Source organism: Frankia tisae (genome assembly GCF_025403405.1).
In the GTDB taxonomy this organism is placed as follows: Bacteria; Actinomycetota; Actinomycetes; order Frankiales; family Frankiaceae; genus Frankia; species Frankia tisai.
In genome coordinates this window covers 1-14,317 of sequence record NZ_JANEZT010000036.1, presented here as the reverse complement: position 1 = coordinate 14,317, position 14,317 = coordinate 1, and the positions used below count along the sequence as shown (strand labels likewise).

Genomic DNA, 14,317 nt, shown 5'->3' with positions numbered 1-14,317 from the left:
TCGAATCTCGCGAGCCAAGCCGGCCGGGATGCCCTTGCTACCCTTGACCTGGGCGCATCCGGCTCGGCGAGGCCAGGCGGCAGCGTATGCACGGCTCGACGGCGAAGGCGGCGCAGCGATGACGGAGAGCCACGCTCGGCGGACGGCCATGGAGGCGGCGCTCGCGGAGTTCATGAAAAGCAACCGCATCGCCACGATTGGCGAACTCGGCGTGGCGGCTCTCCTGCGCACCGATGCGGTCGCTGCCGTGGAGCGGGCGCAGGCCCAGGCCGACGAGGCGGTGCAGGCCGCGGTCCGGCAGGGACATGATCTCGTCGAGGCCGCGCGCGAGAGCGCCCACCAGGCCGCGCTCGCGTACGAGGCTCAGTACCGGGCCGCGCTCGACGTCGGCTGGAACACCGATGAGCTCGAGCGCATGGGATATCTGTCCGATGCGGGCATCACCTCCAAGCCGCCCCCGGCGGACGTGGGCACGCAGGCGGCAGACCCGGTGGATTCGGCCAGCGCGCGGGCGCCCGCAGAGCAGCGTCCGACGGCGGAGCGGCGTTCGACGATCGCGCGCCGAGCCGCCGCCACCGCCACCGCCCCGGTCAGCGCCACGCGGCGCCAGCCGGCGCCCGGCGGCCCGCCGCGCGTGAGCTTGTCGGGCCTGCCGGGGCTCCGCCCGCAATGGCCCCCGATCAGCCCACGACGCGGCGGAGCCGACGAGCCGGCCAAGCCCACTCGCGTGTCCGATGTTTCCGATGTTCCGGAATCGCCCTCGCCATAAGTCGGCGGGTATTTTCCGGCGCACCCGATATCGGCGGCCAGGGGCCGGGCCGGATCGTAGGAGTCCGGCCGGATCGCGGCCGTCCCGCACGATCAGGGCAGCACGATCAGGGCAGCACGATCAGGGCAGCACGATCAGGCTACGGAAGTTGTCGGACATCAGCTTCTTCTTGTCCACCGGGCTCAGGTCGGCGATGTCCGCGATGAAGTCCGTGGGCCGGGCGAAACCCTCGGGATGCGGCCAGTCCGAGCCGAACAGGACGCGATCCACACGCATGTGGTCCAGGAGAACGGTCAGGTTGTCCTCCTGGAACGGCGCCACGTAGATGTGCTCGTGGAACGTCTCCACCGGGTCCGCGCCGAAGGCATACGGAATCTTGCCGTAGGACAGGCGCAGCCGCCGAAGCAGCTCGGGCACCCAGCCGGAGCCCAGCTCGATGGAGGCGAAGCGCAGGCGCGGATGCCGGTCGAACAGTCCATGGCAGATCGCGGCGGCGATCGTCTCGCTGATGGGGCGCTCGATGTGCACCGACAGGACCTCGGCCAGCGCCGAGGTGCTTTCGCTGGCGAACTGGACGCTCTCGCCCCAGGCCCGCACGTGTCCGGCGTACCCCGAGTCGGCCGCGTGGAAGGCGACCGCCACGTCCGCGTCCTCACACATCGACCAGAAACGGTCGTACACCGGATCCGCGGGCGACCGGTTTCCGTACGGACCCACGACCGGCGCAGGACGGAGCACGATCGCCTTGGCCCCGCGTTCGATCACCCAGCGAAGCTCCTCCTCGGCGAGACGGGGGTCCATGAGGCTCAGGACCGGCGGAGCGATGATCGTTTTGTCGCGAGCGAATCCCCACTCCTCGTCGATCCACGAGTTGAGCGCGTGGAGGACGGCGAACAGCGCCGGAGGGTTGTCGGTGAGCAGTTCCTCGAGACCAAGCGCGAGCGTCGGCAGCAGAAATGCGCCCGCCACCCCCTGGCCCGCCATGACGACGGCACGCTCGGCTCGACGAGTGTACTCGGGACGGATCGGCTCCATCCGCCCCATCATCTTCTTGAAGCTCTGACCCTCGGTGTTCTCGCCACGGAAGTAGGCCGCGAGTGCACCGGGCTTTCCCACCGGGTCGAAGGTGGGATTGGAGATCATCCTGAAGACCTTGTCGCCGACTAACAACTGGGTGCGTCCGTTGGCCTTGTCCGTCACCCAGCGAAACGCGTATGAATACCTCGGGTCGAGGTGCCGGGTGAAACTGTCGGCGACTTCGTAGTAGTGCTGGTCGGCGTCATAGACCGAAAAGTCGATCGGTGTGGCGGTGGTCATTGACTCGCTCCGTTTCTCGGGCTCTCAGTTTCTCGGGCTCTCAGCCCACTGGATCCGGCCGACCGGTTCGACGCCCTGGCCTGCGCCGGTGATGACGGCGACCCGTCCCGGCAGCCCGCCGGAGGATGCGCTCACGAACGGGCCCCGGCCGAGGCCAGACCGAGGAGGGCAACGACGGGCGAGTTCGGCACGCAGCCTTCGACGATCGCCTTGCGGCCGGCGAACAGCCAGGTGCCGGCGGACTCGACGATCTCGTCGCGGTAGGTCCCCCAGTGATCCAGGCCTCGGGTCCCGACGAACTGGAAGCAGGCGTAGGTCGAGGCTCCGCCGTCGGGACGGGGATCGACATAGATCGAGCTGAGGTAGTGGCGGGCCGGCAGGAGGTCGGCCGCGATGAAACTGTCCTTGGTGTCGCGGAAGAACTCCAGGACGCCGGCCGGCCCGTGGTGCCGGCCGGTGTTGTTCTCGAACACCGCGTCGGCGGTGAACAGCGTGGACAACTGCCGGATCTTGCCCGAGTCGGCGAGAAACTGGTATTTGGCCAGCAGGTCGGCGACCCCCACCCGCGTGCGAACCTCTTCGTTTGTCATAACGCTCCAGACGTGGCCGGTAAGGACATGGGAACCCCGTTCGCCGTGTTGGCCCGGTCGAGCCCTGATACGTCTTCTACGTCTTCCGCGACCGCGGGCGTGTCCCGCCACGCTGGCCGCCCACCCTCCTATCGTCTAGATGATAGGAGCCGGCGGCGGCGGCCCGCAAGCACGATCGTGAGCACCTCCCGGTCGGATGCCAGCGCCTGCGCCATGACGTCCGGCGCGCGTGGCCATGTACGTATTCCTCCACCGCGACTGGAGTGCGCCCATGCGGAGCCGGTCGCCCGGGACGTGCCGCGTTACGGTTGCCGGTATGCAGCCGCCATCGCCACGCCCGCCGGCCCTGCGGGTCACGCAGGCCGGCACCGCCGGCGAACGCGAAACCCTGGAAGCATTCCTCGACTTCTAGCGGGACATGCTTGTCCACAAGGTGCGCGGCGTTGGCGACCAGGATGCCAGGCGCAGGCGACTGCCCTCACTCACCACCCTCGCGGGCCTCGTCGGACACCTGACCATCGTGGAAGAGAACTGGTTTCACCCGCTGCCCGCCGACAGTCCCGACGCGTCGCCGGCCGGCGAGGAGACGGCCAGACACGCCGGCCACGCCGGCCACGCCGGCCACGCCGGCCACGCCGGCCACGCCGGCCACGCCGACATCGTCCGGGAGCTGACCGACGGCGCAACCGGCGAGCTCGGGTAACGCTGCTGCGCCGCTCGTGGCCGCCTCTCCCGCCGGCGCCTGAAACCCCGCGCCGCCGGCTCACGGAGGACGACATCGCGGCTTGAGCAGGATCTTCACGGCGCCGCCCTGCTTCTTATGGTCATCATCGGCATCAGGTCGATCATGCCGCCGTAGACGCCGGCGAGCGAGACCGTGCCGCCGCGCCGGACGAGCGCGAGGCGAGCTGGAAGACGGCCCGAGCCGCGGGGGAACCGTGGGCCTCCATGCCGACCGCGGGACCTGCGTCGTCTCGCACTGCGTGTACAGCTGTTGGTCGCACATGAAACAGTGGCCGCAGGAGATCTGGAACGGGACGACGCCCCGGTCCCCCGCCTTCAGACCGGTGACCTCGGGCCCGACCTCCTCGACGGAGGTCGAGGCGGCCTGGGAGCGTTACCCCGATGCCGCCGGCATGCTGGTGACGAGCCCGACGCCGTACGGCACGCGCGCCGGCATCGCGGCCCTCGCCCGGATCTGCCACCGCCGCGGCCGCCCGCTGATCGTGGACGAGGCGTGGGGCGCCTTCTTCGGCGCCACCGAGGACGTCGTGCCCGGTGAGGCCGCACCCGGCCGCGATAGCCACCGCCCACTCGGCCTGGACCGGTCTCGGACGCGTCCACGATGTCGCCCGGGTCGCCCGGCCAGTCCTCGCGCAGCGCCTCGATCCCCGCCCGGCGCAGGGAGAGCAGCGCGTCGACCAGTGCCGGGGACACGCGGGTGGCGACGGCGGCGGCGATGGCGGTGCCGCCGACGAGCACCTCCCGGCTGGGTCGGACGGCCACCCGCACGACTGCGCCGGCGACGGCGTCAGCCGCGTAGACCGGTGGCGGGGGCTTGGGGCGCCCGCCCAGCCGGCTGCGGGCATGGGTGAAGAAGGGGGTGTCGACGGAGGGCGGCAACACGGTGGTCACCGCGATCGGGACACCTTCCTGGGCGAGTTCCTACCCGAAGGCTGTCGTAGGCAGCCCCGCAGCCCCCACTTGCTCGCCGCGTAGGCGCTGTGCAGCGGCATCGCGCGGATGCCTTCGACGGAGGAGATCCCGATGAGTACCCCGCCACCGGCCCGCCGCAGAGCCGGCAGTGCCGCCTTCGCCCCGTACACCTGACCGAGCAGGTTGACCCGCAGGACCCGGTCGAACTCCGCGTCGGTGATGTCCTCGACCCGTCCCAGAACGCGGACGGCCGCGGCGTTCACCCAGGTGTCGATGCGGCCGAGGTGTCGATGCGGCCGAGGTGTCGCTCGGCGCTCCGACCACGACGACCATCTGCTCCCGCAAGGGCCTGGTTCGCATACCCGCCTCCACGTCGTATCCGGCTCAGCGCCAGCCCGCGCCGCCAGGGACGTTGTGGCGTCGCGGTCGGGGTGGACGGTATGCCCGGCGGGAGGCACCGGGAGACCAGCGCGCCGGCCGGCGCGGGAACAAGATTCCGTCGACGGGGATACGTCGCCGGCCACGGGGCAATACCGCAAAATGACCGTATGCAGTATCCACTCGCCACATAAGCAAATCCCACCGGGCGGGCGACGATGCGACTGAGCCGAACCGCCGACCTGTGGTGGAAGAACGCCGTCATCTACTGCCTGGACGTGGAGACCTTCGCCGACGGCAACGGCGACGGCTGCGGCGACTTCCGCGGCCTCGCTCAGCGGATCGACTATCTGCACGAACTCGGGGTCACCTGCATCTGGCTGATGCCCTTCTATCCGACGCCCGACCGTGACGACGGCTACGACATCACCGACTTCTACGGCGTCGACCCCCGGCTGGGCACCCACGGCGACCTGGTGGAGTTCCTCCTGGTGGCCCGCGACCGGGGCATCCGGGTGATCGCCGACCTGGTCGTCAACCACACCTCCGACCAGCACCCCTGGTTCGTCAGCGCCCGCAGCAGCCGGGAGTCCCCGTACCGGGGCTACTACGTCTGGCGAGACGAGCCCCCGGCCGACGGCCCGTCCGACGTCGTCTTCCCCGACCAGGAGGACAGCGTCTGGCAGTACGACGACGACGCCGGCCAGTACTACCTGCACCGTTTCTACAAGCATCAGCCCGACCTGGACGTGGCGAACCCCGCGGTGCGCGACGAGATCGCGCGGATCATGGGCTTCTGGATCGAGCTCGGCCTGTCCGGTTTCCGGGTGGACGCGGTGCCGTTCCTGCTGGAGACCGACGGCGCCGCGGACGCGGCGGAGCTGCCCGACCCGCACGAGTACCTGCGCGACCTGCGCGCGTTCGTCTCCCGCCGCGACGGGGAGGTCATCCTGCTCGGCGAGGTCAACCTGCCCTACGACGACACCCGCCGGTTCTTCGGGGACGAGGACGGCGACGAGCTCACGATGTGCTTCGACTTCCCCGGCATGCAGAAGCTCTACCTGGCGCTGGCCCGCCACGACGCGACGCCGCTGCTCGGGGCGCTGCGCGACCGGCCGCCCGCGCCGAAGGACGGTCACTGGGCGACCTTCGTCCGCAACCACGACGAGCTCACCCTCGACAAACTCGACGACGACGAACGCCAGGAGGTCTTCGCCGCCTTCGGCCCGCGGGAGGACATGCAGCTCTACGGCCGGGGTCTGCGCCGGCGCCTGCCCCCGATGCTCGACGGCGACCCCGCCCGCATCCGCATGGTCTACAGCCTGCTGTTCGCCCTGCCCGGCACGCCGACGCTGTTCTACGGCGAGGAGATCGGGATGGGCGAGAACCTCGACATCCCCGGCCGGGAGGCGGTCCGGGTCCCGATGCAGTGGTCCGACGGCCCGAACGGCGGCTTCTCGACCGTGGACCCGGACACGGAGTCGGACCGCCTGCCCGCCCCCGTCGTCCAGGGCGAGTACGGCCCGGCCAAGGTCAACGTGGCGGCCCAGCGCCACGATCCCACCTCGCTGTTCTCCTGGGTGGCCGCGCTGGTCCGCCGCTACCGGCAGTGCCCCGAGCTGGCCTGGGGCGCGGGCTGCACCCTCGACCACGACACCCCGTCCGTCCTGGCGCACTGGACGGATCACGACGGACGGGCCGTGCTCACCCTGCACAACTTCGCCGCCTCGCCGACGACCGTCACCGTCCCGTTGAAGGACGTCGACGCGGGCACCCGGTTCGTGGAGCTGCTCGGCGAGCAGGCCGGCACCGTCCGGACCGTGGACGACGACGGCTTCCTGCGCCTGGACCTCGCCCCCTACGCCGCGCACTGGCTGCGCTCCGAGGGCTGATCAGCGGACGCCGCCCGGTCCGCCACCCACCGCGGACCGGGCCGCCCGCCGGCTTCCTCGCCCGCCAGTGATGCTTACCGACGATGACACGTTAATTACCTCCTTATAGGGCATGGTGTATGTAAGCGGGTGAACGAGGAGGCGGCGAGGGTGGGTCGGGCGTCCGAGAGCGAGCAGGGCACCGTCGAGCCGTCCGGGAAACGGCGCTCACAACGTCCCCGAGCACACCGGCCCGAGCGAACGAGCCGCGACGAGTGACGACGCGTGGTCAGGCGGCCGCACACGCCACGCGGGAGACGACGGTGACCGCGTCCGACGGGGTGCGGTTGCACGTCAGCGAGGCCGGGTCGCCGGACGCGGCGCTGACCCTCGTCTTCGTCCACGGCTTCTGCATGACCGCGGACGCCTGGCACTTCCAGCGCCGGGACCTGGCTGATCTGGGGCGTACGGTCTGCTACGACCAGCGCGCCCACGGCCGGTCCGGCCCGTCCGAGGTCGAGCACTGCACCATCGCCCAGCTCGCCGACGACCTGCACCGGGTCCTCGACGACCGGGTGCCGACCGGCCCGGTCGTGCTCATCGGCCACTCGATGGGCGGGATGACCATCCTCGGGCTCGCCGAGACGCACCCGGAGCTGTTCGGCGACCGGATCATCGCGGTGGCCCTGCTGTCCACGAGCGCCGGGGAACTGACCCGGGTGGCGTTCGGACTGCCGGCCGGCGTCACCGCGGTGGCGCGCCATTTCCTGCCCGGGGTGGCCGTCGGGCTGCAGCACGCCCCGACGCTGCTGGAACGGATCCGATGGCGGGGCAGCGGCGTGTCACGGGCGCTGACCCGCCGGGTCGGGTTCGGCACGACCCAGGTGCCGGAGCCGGTGCTCCACTCCCTGGAGGAGATGATCGCGAGCACCCCGATTCCCGTCGTCGGCGCCTTCCTGCCCACCCTGCTCGACCACGACCGGCTGGCGGCCGCCGCGGCGCTGCGCGACGTCCCCACCCTGCTGCTCGTCGGCGACGCCGACGTCATGACCCCCTTGGAGCACAGCCGCACCCTGGCGCAGGCCCTGCCCAAGGCCGAGCTCTGGGTCGAAAAGGGCGCCGGCCACGCCGTCATCCTGGAACGCCCGCACAGAGTCAGCGCCCGCCTCCGCGCGCTGGTGGCCCGCGCCCAACCGACCCGGCCGGCACGTCGGCACCGGACGAAACTGACGCTGCGCACTCCCAAAACCGGACGTGCTCCCAAGGCCACACGAACAAGCAAGCGCGCCCAGGCCCACCGCGTCCCCACGCCTCGGTGACGCCGACCCGCCGGGTGGCGTAGTCGCGGGCGAGTAGACCTCGCGGTCCAACACCCCGGCCGTCACCCCAACATCATGATTCATGGACAAGATCGAAGGCATCCGCACGCGCCCCCCTGGACCGGCATCGGACCACCCGCCTCGACCTGGACGTTGCCGGCTTCGGCGACCTTGATTCGCCAGGAGGCGGGGGATGCCGACGCACGGGTTGGCGGGCGGTCGGTCACCTGGTGGCGCCCGCCGTCGCCCGCTCGTACACCGCGGCCTGGGCCGGCGTGAGCGTCCCGGTTACCCGGACGAGCACCGGGCCTGCCGTGTAGTCGTACTCGCTACCCAGGACGCCCTGCGCGCCCTGGAGGGTCGCCTGGATGAACTTCGCCCGGGCCGTGGCACCCTCGGCGGTCGGGAACACCTCCACGACGCCGCCACGGTCGACCGCGTCGGGCGCCGAGCCCTCGTCCAGCCCGGCCGGCGAAATCCGGGTGTCACTGAACGTGGCCTTCGACGTGTAGCCCCCTGGACGGCCGAGCAGCTTCTTCGGGTCGGACTCGGCCGTGTAGACCGTTACCGAGGTCAACGGCGCTCCCTCTCTGCCCAACGCGATCGCCACCTGCCCGGCCGTCAGCGCCCCGGCGTGCGTGCCCGGGGCCGCAGCCGCCCCGGTGACGGGCGCCGACACTGCGTCGCCACCTCCGCATCCGGCCAGCACCACCACGAATGCGAGCGGAACGGCCGCCATGATCTTCTTTATCGGATTCCCCCTGAAATCGTGCAGGGGGAGAGCTTGCCACCCTTGGCGATCACCTGGGATAGGCGGGTACCCCCACCGGAGCCAGTCGTCGCGGACGGCGTCGAGCGCGTCCCAGAGCCGGCGCGGCCCGCTCTGGTGAACGGTCGGGGGCTCGGTACCCACCGCGGTGGGTACCGAGCCCCCGACCCATCCGGGTGGACCATGATCGCGGTATGCCGCCCGGCGGGTTCGCGCTGGTAGCGGTGCCGAATGCCCGGGACCGCCAGGGTCAGCGTGGTCGACGACCGGATGGCGGCGGAGTCCGACCTGGTCACCGTCGCCCTCGTCGAGCTCGTCGGTATCGATCTCGGACGGGGGGTAGTCGGGGCCGGTGCGGCTGGCCATGAAACCGGCCCAGTCCCGGGCCACCTCCCCGACCACCCCGGACGCGGTCTTCACCGCGGTGAGGATCATTCACGTACCGGTGATCGTCGTGACCAGCCGGCCGGCAGGGACGCAACGCGGCCAGCCGGCGGGCCGCGGGTACCGCAGGCCGGCGTCAACGGGGCGGATCTGTTACGCCGGCTCCCAGCGCCAGCCGGCGTTGTTCGCGCAGACGATTGCCTCGCCGTTACCCGCCACACCCTGGGAGCCGTGATCAGCATTGCGGCAGTACTCGCCAGGCTTGTAACAGTGACCGCTGCTGGTCAGCGGATGACAGGTGGAAGCAGGCGGTGGAGCTGCTGCGGCCGGTGGTTGAGTAGCCGCGGGAACAGCCGGTGGAACTGCCGCGTGGGTTGCCGGCGGCGGCGCAGGGGCCGGGGTGGTGGCCGTATGGGTGCTGGGCGCAGCCAGTGCTACTGGGGCGACCGTCGTCGGCCTCACCGTCATCACAGGAGTCGTCGCCCGCACCGGTGTCGGCGATGACGTCGGGGTCGGCGATGTCAGTGCGCTGATCGTTGGTGATGCTGATCGGACCGCAGCCGTATCTTTCTTGGGCGGATCCGAGGTTGCGCCGATGATGATGAACAAGGCGAGCAGAACTGTAATTGTCCCGCTGGTCTTGGGATGGCGCCGGCACCATAGCCAGGCGCGCCGAAGAAAACCCACCGTACCCCCCGTATGTGACTCTCGGTCAAGCCGGGGTGCGACGATACACTTTCCCCTGGATAGGAACGACGAAAGGACGTAATGGACCCCCTGGAGGGGGAAATCTAGTGTGGCCATTGATCCACAGAAGATTTTTGGTTACTCCAAGACGCTGAAGCGGCTGCGATCCGTTGGCCGGGATTCCGCGGGCCGATCAAGGGGTCGGCGGTTCCGCCGTGCGTCGTTACGCATCTGCGCGGCGGTGATCAGGCGCCGAGTAAGGTCCGGACGAGCTCCTGCCGCTCGTCGCTGTGCCTCGTTACCCCGAACGCCAGCTCAATGTTCTCTTGACAGAAAGCAGCGTGGGCCGTCCTGTCCAAACTGGACGTCCGGGGCGCACACCGGCTGCTGCCACATCAAGGGAAAGTCCTCGCCATTCGCCTCCAACGCGATGCGGCACCGCCCGCACCGGCTCACGACACGAGCGGGACGGCCCGGATAAGGGGACGGCCTTGACGGGCTAATTCGGCGGCGGCAACGAGTTCGTCGAGTTCGCTGGCGAGTCCGGCGGGAACCCGGTCGGCGGTCGCGGCGCGGAAGGCGCGGAAGTAGGGCACGAGCGCGAGGAACGCGCCCCGGCTTTCCCAGTAGCCGCGCAGGTCGGCGGCTGCGAGCGCCCCGGCCAGGACATGCCGTACGCTGACGATCTTGTCGGCGGTGAGGGCGGCGACAACGCCGGCGGGCAGCCGGTCGAGGCGGCGGACCGCGGCGGCTGGATCGGTGCGGTACAGGTCCATCGCGGTGTGCTCGCCATGAATCATCCACAGAACAATCAGCGTGTTCGTGCCGCACCAGCTGCCGACCTCGGCATCCACAACGTCGTCCCGGGCGTAGTCTGGCACGTCGTGTAGCAGGACCGCGGCGAGCAGATCGGACGGCATGTCCGGCATGTGACGGCCCAGGGTGAGCGCTACTCGGACGGCGTGCCCGAGCGCCGGCGCGCCGTCGATGATCTGCCCGGCGCACCGGCGGCGAGCGATGTCGAGTGCGGCGGCGACGATCCGCGGCCGGGGCGCGGTGAGAACAGATCGTCGGGTCGGGCCGGCGGATGGTGATGATGGGCGGGTGACATCCGACATGGATCATCCTTGGGACGAGGACGCGCTGTGCGCGGTCTGCCCGGGACAGGTCCATGATCCGGGCAGGTTCGACATCGTCGACGGGCCGGGGCCCGCCAGCCGGTACGACACGACAGCCGGCTACCGCCGTGATCTGCACGGCGGGGTGCCGGTGTGCATCCACCCCGACAAGATCGACGTACCGGCCGGCCGGTACGCCTCCGCGGGGCAACGCTGGCCCGCGGAGGTCGAACCGGCACCGCACCCGGGGCCGATGCCGGACGATCCGGGTGCACTCGCCGGGTGGATGACCGCGCTGGTCCGGCATGCCGACGTCGACGCGGTGGCGGAGGTGCTGGCCGCGGCCGAGCGGTCCGCGGCGCAGCGGTTCCCGGCCGAGCTGGTGGTGGATGCCCTGCGGGCCGCGTTGGCGGAGATTTAGCGGCCGAAGGTGAAGAAGTGCGACCGGCCGCCGCGCTGCACGCCGATCGACTCGTAGTGCTCGTAGAGGATGCCGAGGCGACGCTGGGTCTCCTGCTGGCCGATCCAGTAGCGGCGCGGCAGCTCCCCCCAGCCGGCGGCCCGGTACACCTCGTCGGTGTAACCGTCGGTGTCGTAGACGAACCGCTCGTTGTCCGTCGAGTGGATGAACGTCAGCGACAGATCGGCCTGGACCCGGGACAGGATCGTGAACTGGGCGGTCAGCGCGTGGACCATCTCGTCGACCGGCGCGGACACGTCGAGCTCCGCGGCCCACTCGTCCTGGGCGATCTCGAACACGGCAGCCTTCATCGCCATCGTGCGCAGCGCCTCGACGAACAGGTGCGGCCCGTCCGCGTCGAGGTCCCATTCGGCGATCAGGGGGTAGCCGGTGAACGTCGCCCAGCACGTCGGGTACTTCAGGGTGCTCGAGCGCAGCCGGTCGAACTCCGGGTGCGCCTCGATCCCATCGAGGATCACCGCGGCACGCTCGCCGGCGAGGTGTGGGCTCGGCAGGTCGACGAGTGCCACGGCGCCCTGAGGCGGGGCCGGGGCGGTCGTGGCCGGGTTCTCGTGGTTCATAGCCGGTCTCCTTTTCGATGGGTGGGTTGAGGCTCCCCACCCGCGGCGTGTGGACACGACGAGGGCGCCGCGGGTGGGGGCTTCGCAGGCAGGGCGCTGACCGGTCCGTGTGGGGAAGTGGCCGGGCTGTTTCCCGCCGTGCACGACCCATGACACAGCGGGTGACGTGGCGCGGGAACGGTGAGATCGTTCGCCCGGGGGGTGGGAGATGATGTCCCACCCGACGCCCACCGCTGGCCGAGGGGAACCGCCGTGGATGCTGACGACGTCGAGGGTCTGAAGCAGCAGCTCGCGGCCCGGTTCCGACAGCTTCAAGAGCAGCACGATCTGTCCGGTGTCCAACTGGAAGCACGCACCCGCTATGACCGCAAGAACGCCTCCGCGATCCGGAACAACGGCCGGCTTCCGGCCCGGCACGTCCTCCAGGCCTATGACGACGTGTTCGGCACCGCCGGCGAACTGACCGGGCTGGGCGATCGGATCCGCGCGGCGGACCAGGCGCTGCGACTCGGTGAGCTACGAGCCCGCGCGGAGGTTGGCGGCGGCCAGGACCAGGACGGTCCGGCCCGAGAGGCCGAGGAGGAGACGACCACGGACCGACGAGAGTTCGTTCAGGCCGGCGCGTTGACCGTCGCTGCGGGGATCGCCGCCGAGGTATCCCGGCGGGTCGCCTCCGCCGACCCGGATCCGCTGACCCTCGACGAGCTCGACGAACGGCTCGACGACATCGGCGGCAGGTACACCACGATGCCGCACGCAACCCTGACCCCGCTGGTCCTCGGCGGGTGGCGGGACGCCGAACGGCTCCTCGACAGCCGGCTGTCGGCGCGGGTCCGTACCCGGGTGACGGTGATGGCGGGCCTGTTCTCGTTCACCGCCGGCCGGCTCGCCTTCAACCTCGGCGACGATGCGGCTGCCCGCCGCTTCGCCTCGCTCGCCGAGCTGTACGCCCGGGACGTCGACGACCCGCTACTCAGCGGCTCGGTGGCAACGTTGAAGACGTCGATCGCCTACTACACCGGCCGGCACACCGCCGCCGCGGACATCGCCGGCCAGGCCCGCGCCGGCGCCCACCCCTACCTGCGCGCGCGGCTCGCCGCCTACGAAGCGCGGGCCCGCGCCGCCGCCGGCCAGCATGAACAGGCCCGGCAGGCGTTGCGGGACATGCAGGACGCCGTCTGGCTCGGCGAACCGATGGTCGGCACCGAACCGTTCGGTGAAGAGATGATCCACTGCTTTCTGGCCGTCGTCTCCGGCCGGCTCGGAGACGGCGAACTCGCCGAACCGCACGCGCGCCGCTCGCTGGCGATCCTTCAGGCGACCGGCGGCGGCTACGAGGACATCGGCGGCACCTACAACGCGCTCGCGCAGGCGTTCCTACGCCGCCGCCAGCCCGATCCCGAACAGGCGGCCGACGCGGCGTCGCACGCTCTCGCGGCTCTGGAGGGCAGGCCGACCAGGACCGTGATTCAGCGAACCGGCCAGCTCTGGCAGGAACTCGGCGCACGCTGGGAAGGCCAGCGGGCCGTCGTCGACCTCGGCGAACGACTCCAGGCGCACCGGCAGGCACTACCAGCAGGGAGCGGCGGATGACCCTCGACTACGGCACCCCCGACGACCAGGGTGTTCCCACCGTGCTCACCCCCCGGCTGGTGCTACGCGGCTGGCGGTCTGAGGACGTGCCCACCTACCTGGAGATCGTCTCCGCGGACGGGATGGCCGCGCACACCCCGCAGCCGAGCACCGAGGCTGCGGCCTGGTCGCAGACCGCCTTCCAGATCGGACACTGGGCGCTGCGCGGCTACGGCATGTGGGCCGTCGAGGACCGGGCCACCGGGCAGCTCCTCGGCCGCGCGGGCCTCTACGAGGCACTCGGCTGGCCCGGCTGCGAAATCGCCTGGACCATCCGCCGCGACCGGTGGAACCAGGGCCTGGCGACCGAGGCCGGCCGCGCCGCGCTCGAGTTCGCCTTCGACGTCGTCAAACGAGACGACCTGATCTCCATCATGACCGCGGAGAACACCGCCTCGATCAGGGTCGCCACCAAGCTCGGCCTCACGTTCAACAGGACCGAGACGATCCAGGGCGGAAAATACTCCATTTACGTGATCAGCCGGGTCGATTGGAGCGGAGACAGGCGAACGAATCCGGCGTCTGAAGCATCCTGACTGCGAGCCTGCCGCTCTGGACTTGCATCGCCTGGGTCAGATAGTCAAGCCAACCACGGGCGCGTCAAATTCGACGGTATCACGGGGTGTACATGCTGTAGGCCGTTCACGGCCGCGGCGATCGGCACCACCACAAGGTATTGGACAGTCCACACCATGAACAGCAGACTCCACCACGTAAGTACGACGGAAAATTGGATCATGAGCACGCAGAGTTGAATGAGCGAGCGAACGAGCCCTCCGCCACCCC

At 70.4% G+C, this 14,317-nt stretch carries 16 protein-coding genes; 8 read left to right on the top strand and 8 right to left on the bottom strand.

The window, feature by feature from the left end:
- Positions 1 to 148: 148 nt before the first annotated feature.
- Positions 149 to 769 (top strand): hypothetical protein, encoded by a 621-nt coding sequence (locus NBZ85_RS05850; protein WP_261554045.1) that lies wholly within the window; start codon positions 149 to 151, stop codon positions 767 to 769.
- 120 nt (positions 770 to 889) lie between these two features.
- Here the strand turns inward: NBZ85_RS05850 and NBZ85_RS05845 are convergent, their stop codons facing one another.
- Positions 890 to 2,086, bottom strand: coding sequence for an amidohydrolase family protein (locus NBZ85_RS05845; protein WP_261554046.1), 1,197 nt, complete (start codon positions 2,084 to 2,086; stop codon positions 890 to 892).
- Positions 2,087 to 2,217: 131 nt separating this feature from the next.
- Complete coding sequence (locus tag NBZ85_RS05840) at positions 2,218 to 2,676, bottom strand: nuclear transport factor 2 family protein (RefSeq protein ID WP_264761323.1); 459 nt, start codon at positions 2,674 to 2,676, stop codon at positions 2,218 to 2,220.
- Between the two features lie 418 nt (positions 2,677 to 3,094).
- Between NBZ85_RS05840 and NBZ85_RS05835 the strand changes: the two genes are divergently transcribed.
- Positions 3,095 to 3,379 carry a mycothiol transferase gene (locus tag NBZ85_RS05835; protein WP_261561595.1) on the top strand — a complete coding sequence of 95 codons (285 nt, stop codon included), beginning with the start codon at positions 3,095 to 3,097 and terminating at the stop codon, positions 3,377 to 3,379.
- Positions 3,380 to 3,439: 60 nt separating this feature from the next.
- On the opposite strand, the gene NBZ85_RS33965 is transcribed toward NBZ85_RS05835, so the two are convergent.
- Positions 3,440 to 3,739 carry an alcohol dehydrogenase catalytic domain-containing protein gene (locus tag NBZ85_RS33965; RefSeq protein WP_261554069.1) on the bottom strand — a complete coding sequence of 100 codons (300 nt, stop codon included), beginning with the start codon at positions 3,737 to 3,739 and terminating at the stop codon, positions 3,440 to 3,442.
- A gap of 568 nt (positions 3,740 to 4,307) precedes the next feature.
- Positions 4,308 to 4,595, bottom strand: a complete 288-nt coding sequence (locus NBZ85_RS32555) for an SDR family NAD(P)-dependent oxidoreductase (protein WP_261554049.1) — start codon at positions 4,593 to 4,595, stop codon at positions 4,308 to 4,310.
- Between the two features lie 333 nt (positions 4,596 to 4,928).
- Between NBZ85_RS32555 and NBZ85_RS05820 the strand changes: the two genes are divergently transcribed.
- Complete coding sequence (locus NBZ85_RS05820; protein WP_261554050.1) at positions 4,929 to 6,602, top strand: alpha-amylase family protein; 1,674 nt, start codon at positions 4,929 to 4,931, stop codon at positions 6,600 to 6,602.
- A gap of 254 nt (positions 6,603 to 6,856) precedes the next feature.
- Complete coding sequence (locus NBZ85_RS05815; RefSeq protein WP_261554051.1) at positions 6,857 to 7,900, top strand: alpha/beta fold hydrolase; 1,044 nt, start codon at positions 6,857 to 6,859, stop codon at positions 7,898 to 7,900.
- Between the two features lie 223 nt (positions 7,901 to 8,123).
- Here the strand turns inward: NBZ85_RS05815 and NBZ85_RS05810 are convergent, their stop codons facing one another.
- The gene (locus NBZ85_RS05810; RefSeq protein ID WP_261554052.1) at positions 8,124 to 8,639 is read right to left on the bottom strand and encodes a PGRS family protein; all 516 of its coding nucleotides are present in this window, start codon (positions 8,637 to 8,639) and stop codon (positions 8,124 to 8,126) included.
- A gap of 394 nt (positions 8,640 to 9,033) precedes the next feature.
- Here NBZ85_RS05810 and NBZ85_RS05805 point away from each other — a divergent pair, with 394 nt between their 5' ends.
- On the top strand, positions 9,034 to 9,288 hold the full coding sequence (locus NBZ85_RS05805) for a hypothetical protein (protein WP_261561594.1): 255 nt from the start codon (positions 9,034 to 9,036) through the stop codon (positions 9,286 to 9,288).
- 904 nt (positions 9,289 to 10,192) lie between these two features.
- Here the strand turns inward: NBZ85_RS05805 and NBZ85_RS05800 are convergent.
- Positions 10,193 to 10,858: a hypothetical protein gene (locus NBZ85_RS05800; RefSeq protein WP_261554054.1), complete on the bottom strand. Its 666-nt coding sequence runs from the start codon at positions 10,856 to 10,858 to the stop codon at positions 10,193 to 10,195.
- On the opposite strand from NBZ85_RS05800, the gene NBZ85_RS05795 reads away from it, so the two are divergent.
- Entirely contained in the window at positions 10,845 to 11,279 is a 435-nt protein-coding gene (locus tag NBZ85_RS05795) for a hypothetical protein (protein ID WP_261554055.1), read from the top strand. The genes NBZ85_RS05800 and NBZ85_RS05795 overlap by 14 nt on opposite strands.
- Here NBZ85_RS05795 and NBZ85_RS05790 read toward each other — a convergent pair.
- Complete coding sequence (locus NBZ85_RS05790; RefSeq protein ID WP_261554056.1) at positions 11,276 to 11,899, bottom strand: hypothetical protein; 624 nt, start codon at positions 11,897 to 11,899, stop codon at positions 11,276 to 11,278. The genes NBZ85_RS05795 and NBZ85_RS05790 overlap by 4 nt on opposite strands.
- Positions 11,900 to 12,151: 252 nt before the next feature.
- Here NBZ85_RS05790 and NBZ85_RS05785 point away from each other — a divergent pair, with 252 nt between their 5' ends.
- A complete protein-coding gene (locus NBZ85_RS05785) occupies positions 12,152 to 13,492 on the top strand; it encodes an NsdA family TPR-like regulatory protein (RefSeq protein WP_261554057.1) in 1,341 nt (446 codons plus the stop codon).
- On the top strand, positions 13,489 to 14,067 hold the full coding sequence (locus NBZ85_RS05780) for a GNAT family N-acetyltransferase (RefSeq protein WP_261561593.1): 579 nt from the start codon (positions 13,489 to 13,491) through the stop codon (positions 14,065 to 14,067). The genes NBZ85_RS05785 and NBZ85_RS05780 overlap by 4 nt, the downstream gene beginning before the upstream one ends.
- A gap of 44 nt (positions 14,068 to 14,111) precedes the next feature.
- Here NBZ85_RS05780 and NBZ85_RS05775 read toward each other — a convergent pair.
- The coding region (locus tag NBZ85_RS05775) for a hypothetical protein (protein ID WP_261561592.1) at positions 14,112 to 14,317 on the bottom strand (206 nt) is incomplete at its 5' end.

What these genes read in the sequence shown, in the direction of transcription:
- NBZ85_RS05850 (WP_261554045.1), top strand. Translation starts at nt 149, where the DNA reads ATGGAGGCGGCGCTCGCGGAGTTCATGAAAAGCAACCGCATCGCCACG.
- NBZ85_RS05845 (WP_261554046.1), bottom strand. Translation starts at nt 2,086, where the DNA reads ATGACCACCGCCACACCGATCGACTTTTCGGTCTATGACGCCGACCAG.
- NBZ85_RS05840 (WP_264761323.1), bottom strand. Translation starts at nt 2,676, where the DNA reads ATGACAAACGAAGAGGTTCGCACGCGGGTGGGGGTCGCCGACCTGCTG.
- NBZ85_RS05835 (WP_261561595.1), top strand. Translation starts at nt 3,095, where the DNA reads ATGCTTGTCCACAAGGTGCGCGGCGTTGGCGACCAGGATGCCAGGCGC.
- NBZ85_RS05820 (WP_261554050.1), top strand. Translation starts at nt 4,929, where the DNA reads ATGCGACTGAGCCGAACCGCCGACCTGTGGTGGAAGAACGCCGTCATC.
- NBZ85_RS05810 (WP_261554052.1), bottom strand. Translation starts at nt 8,639, where the DNA reads ATGGCGGCCGTTCCGCTCGCATTCGTGGTGGTGCTGGCCGGATGCGGA.
- NBZ85_RS05805 (WP_261561594.1), top strand. Translation starts at nt 9,034, where the DNA reads ATGAAACCGGCCCAGTCCCGGGCCACCTCCCCGACCACCCCGGACGCG.
- NBZ85_RS05800 (WP_261554054.1), bottom strand. Translation starts at nt 10,858, where the DNA reads ATGTCGGATGTCACCCGCCCATCATCACCATCCGCCGGCCCGACCCGA.
- NBZ85_RS05790 (WP_261554056.1), bottom strand. Translation starts at nt 11,899, where the DNA reads ATGAACCACGAGAACCCGGCCACGACCGCCCCGGCCCCGCCTCAGGGC.
- NBZ85_RS05780 (WP_261561593.1), top strand. Translation starts at nt 13,489, where the DNA reads ATGACCCTCGACTACGGCACCCCCGACGACCAGGGTGTTCCCACCGTG.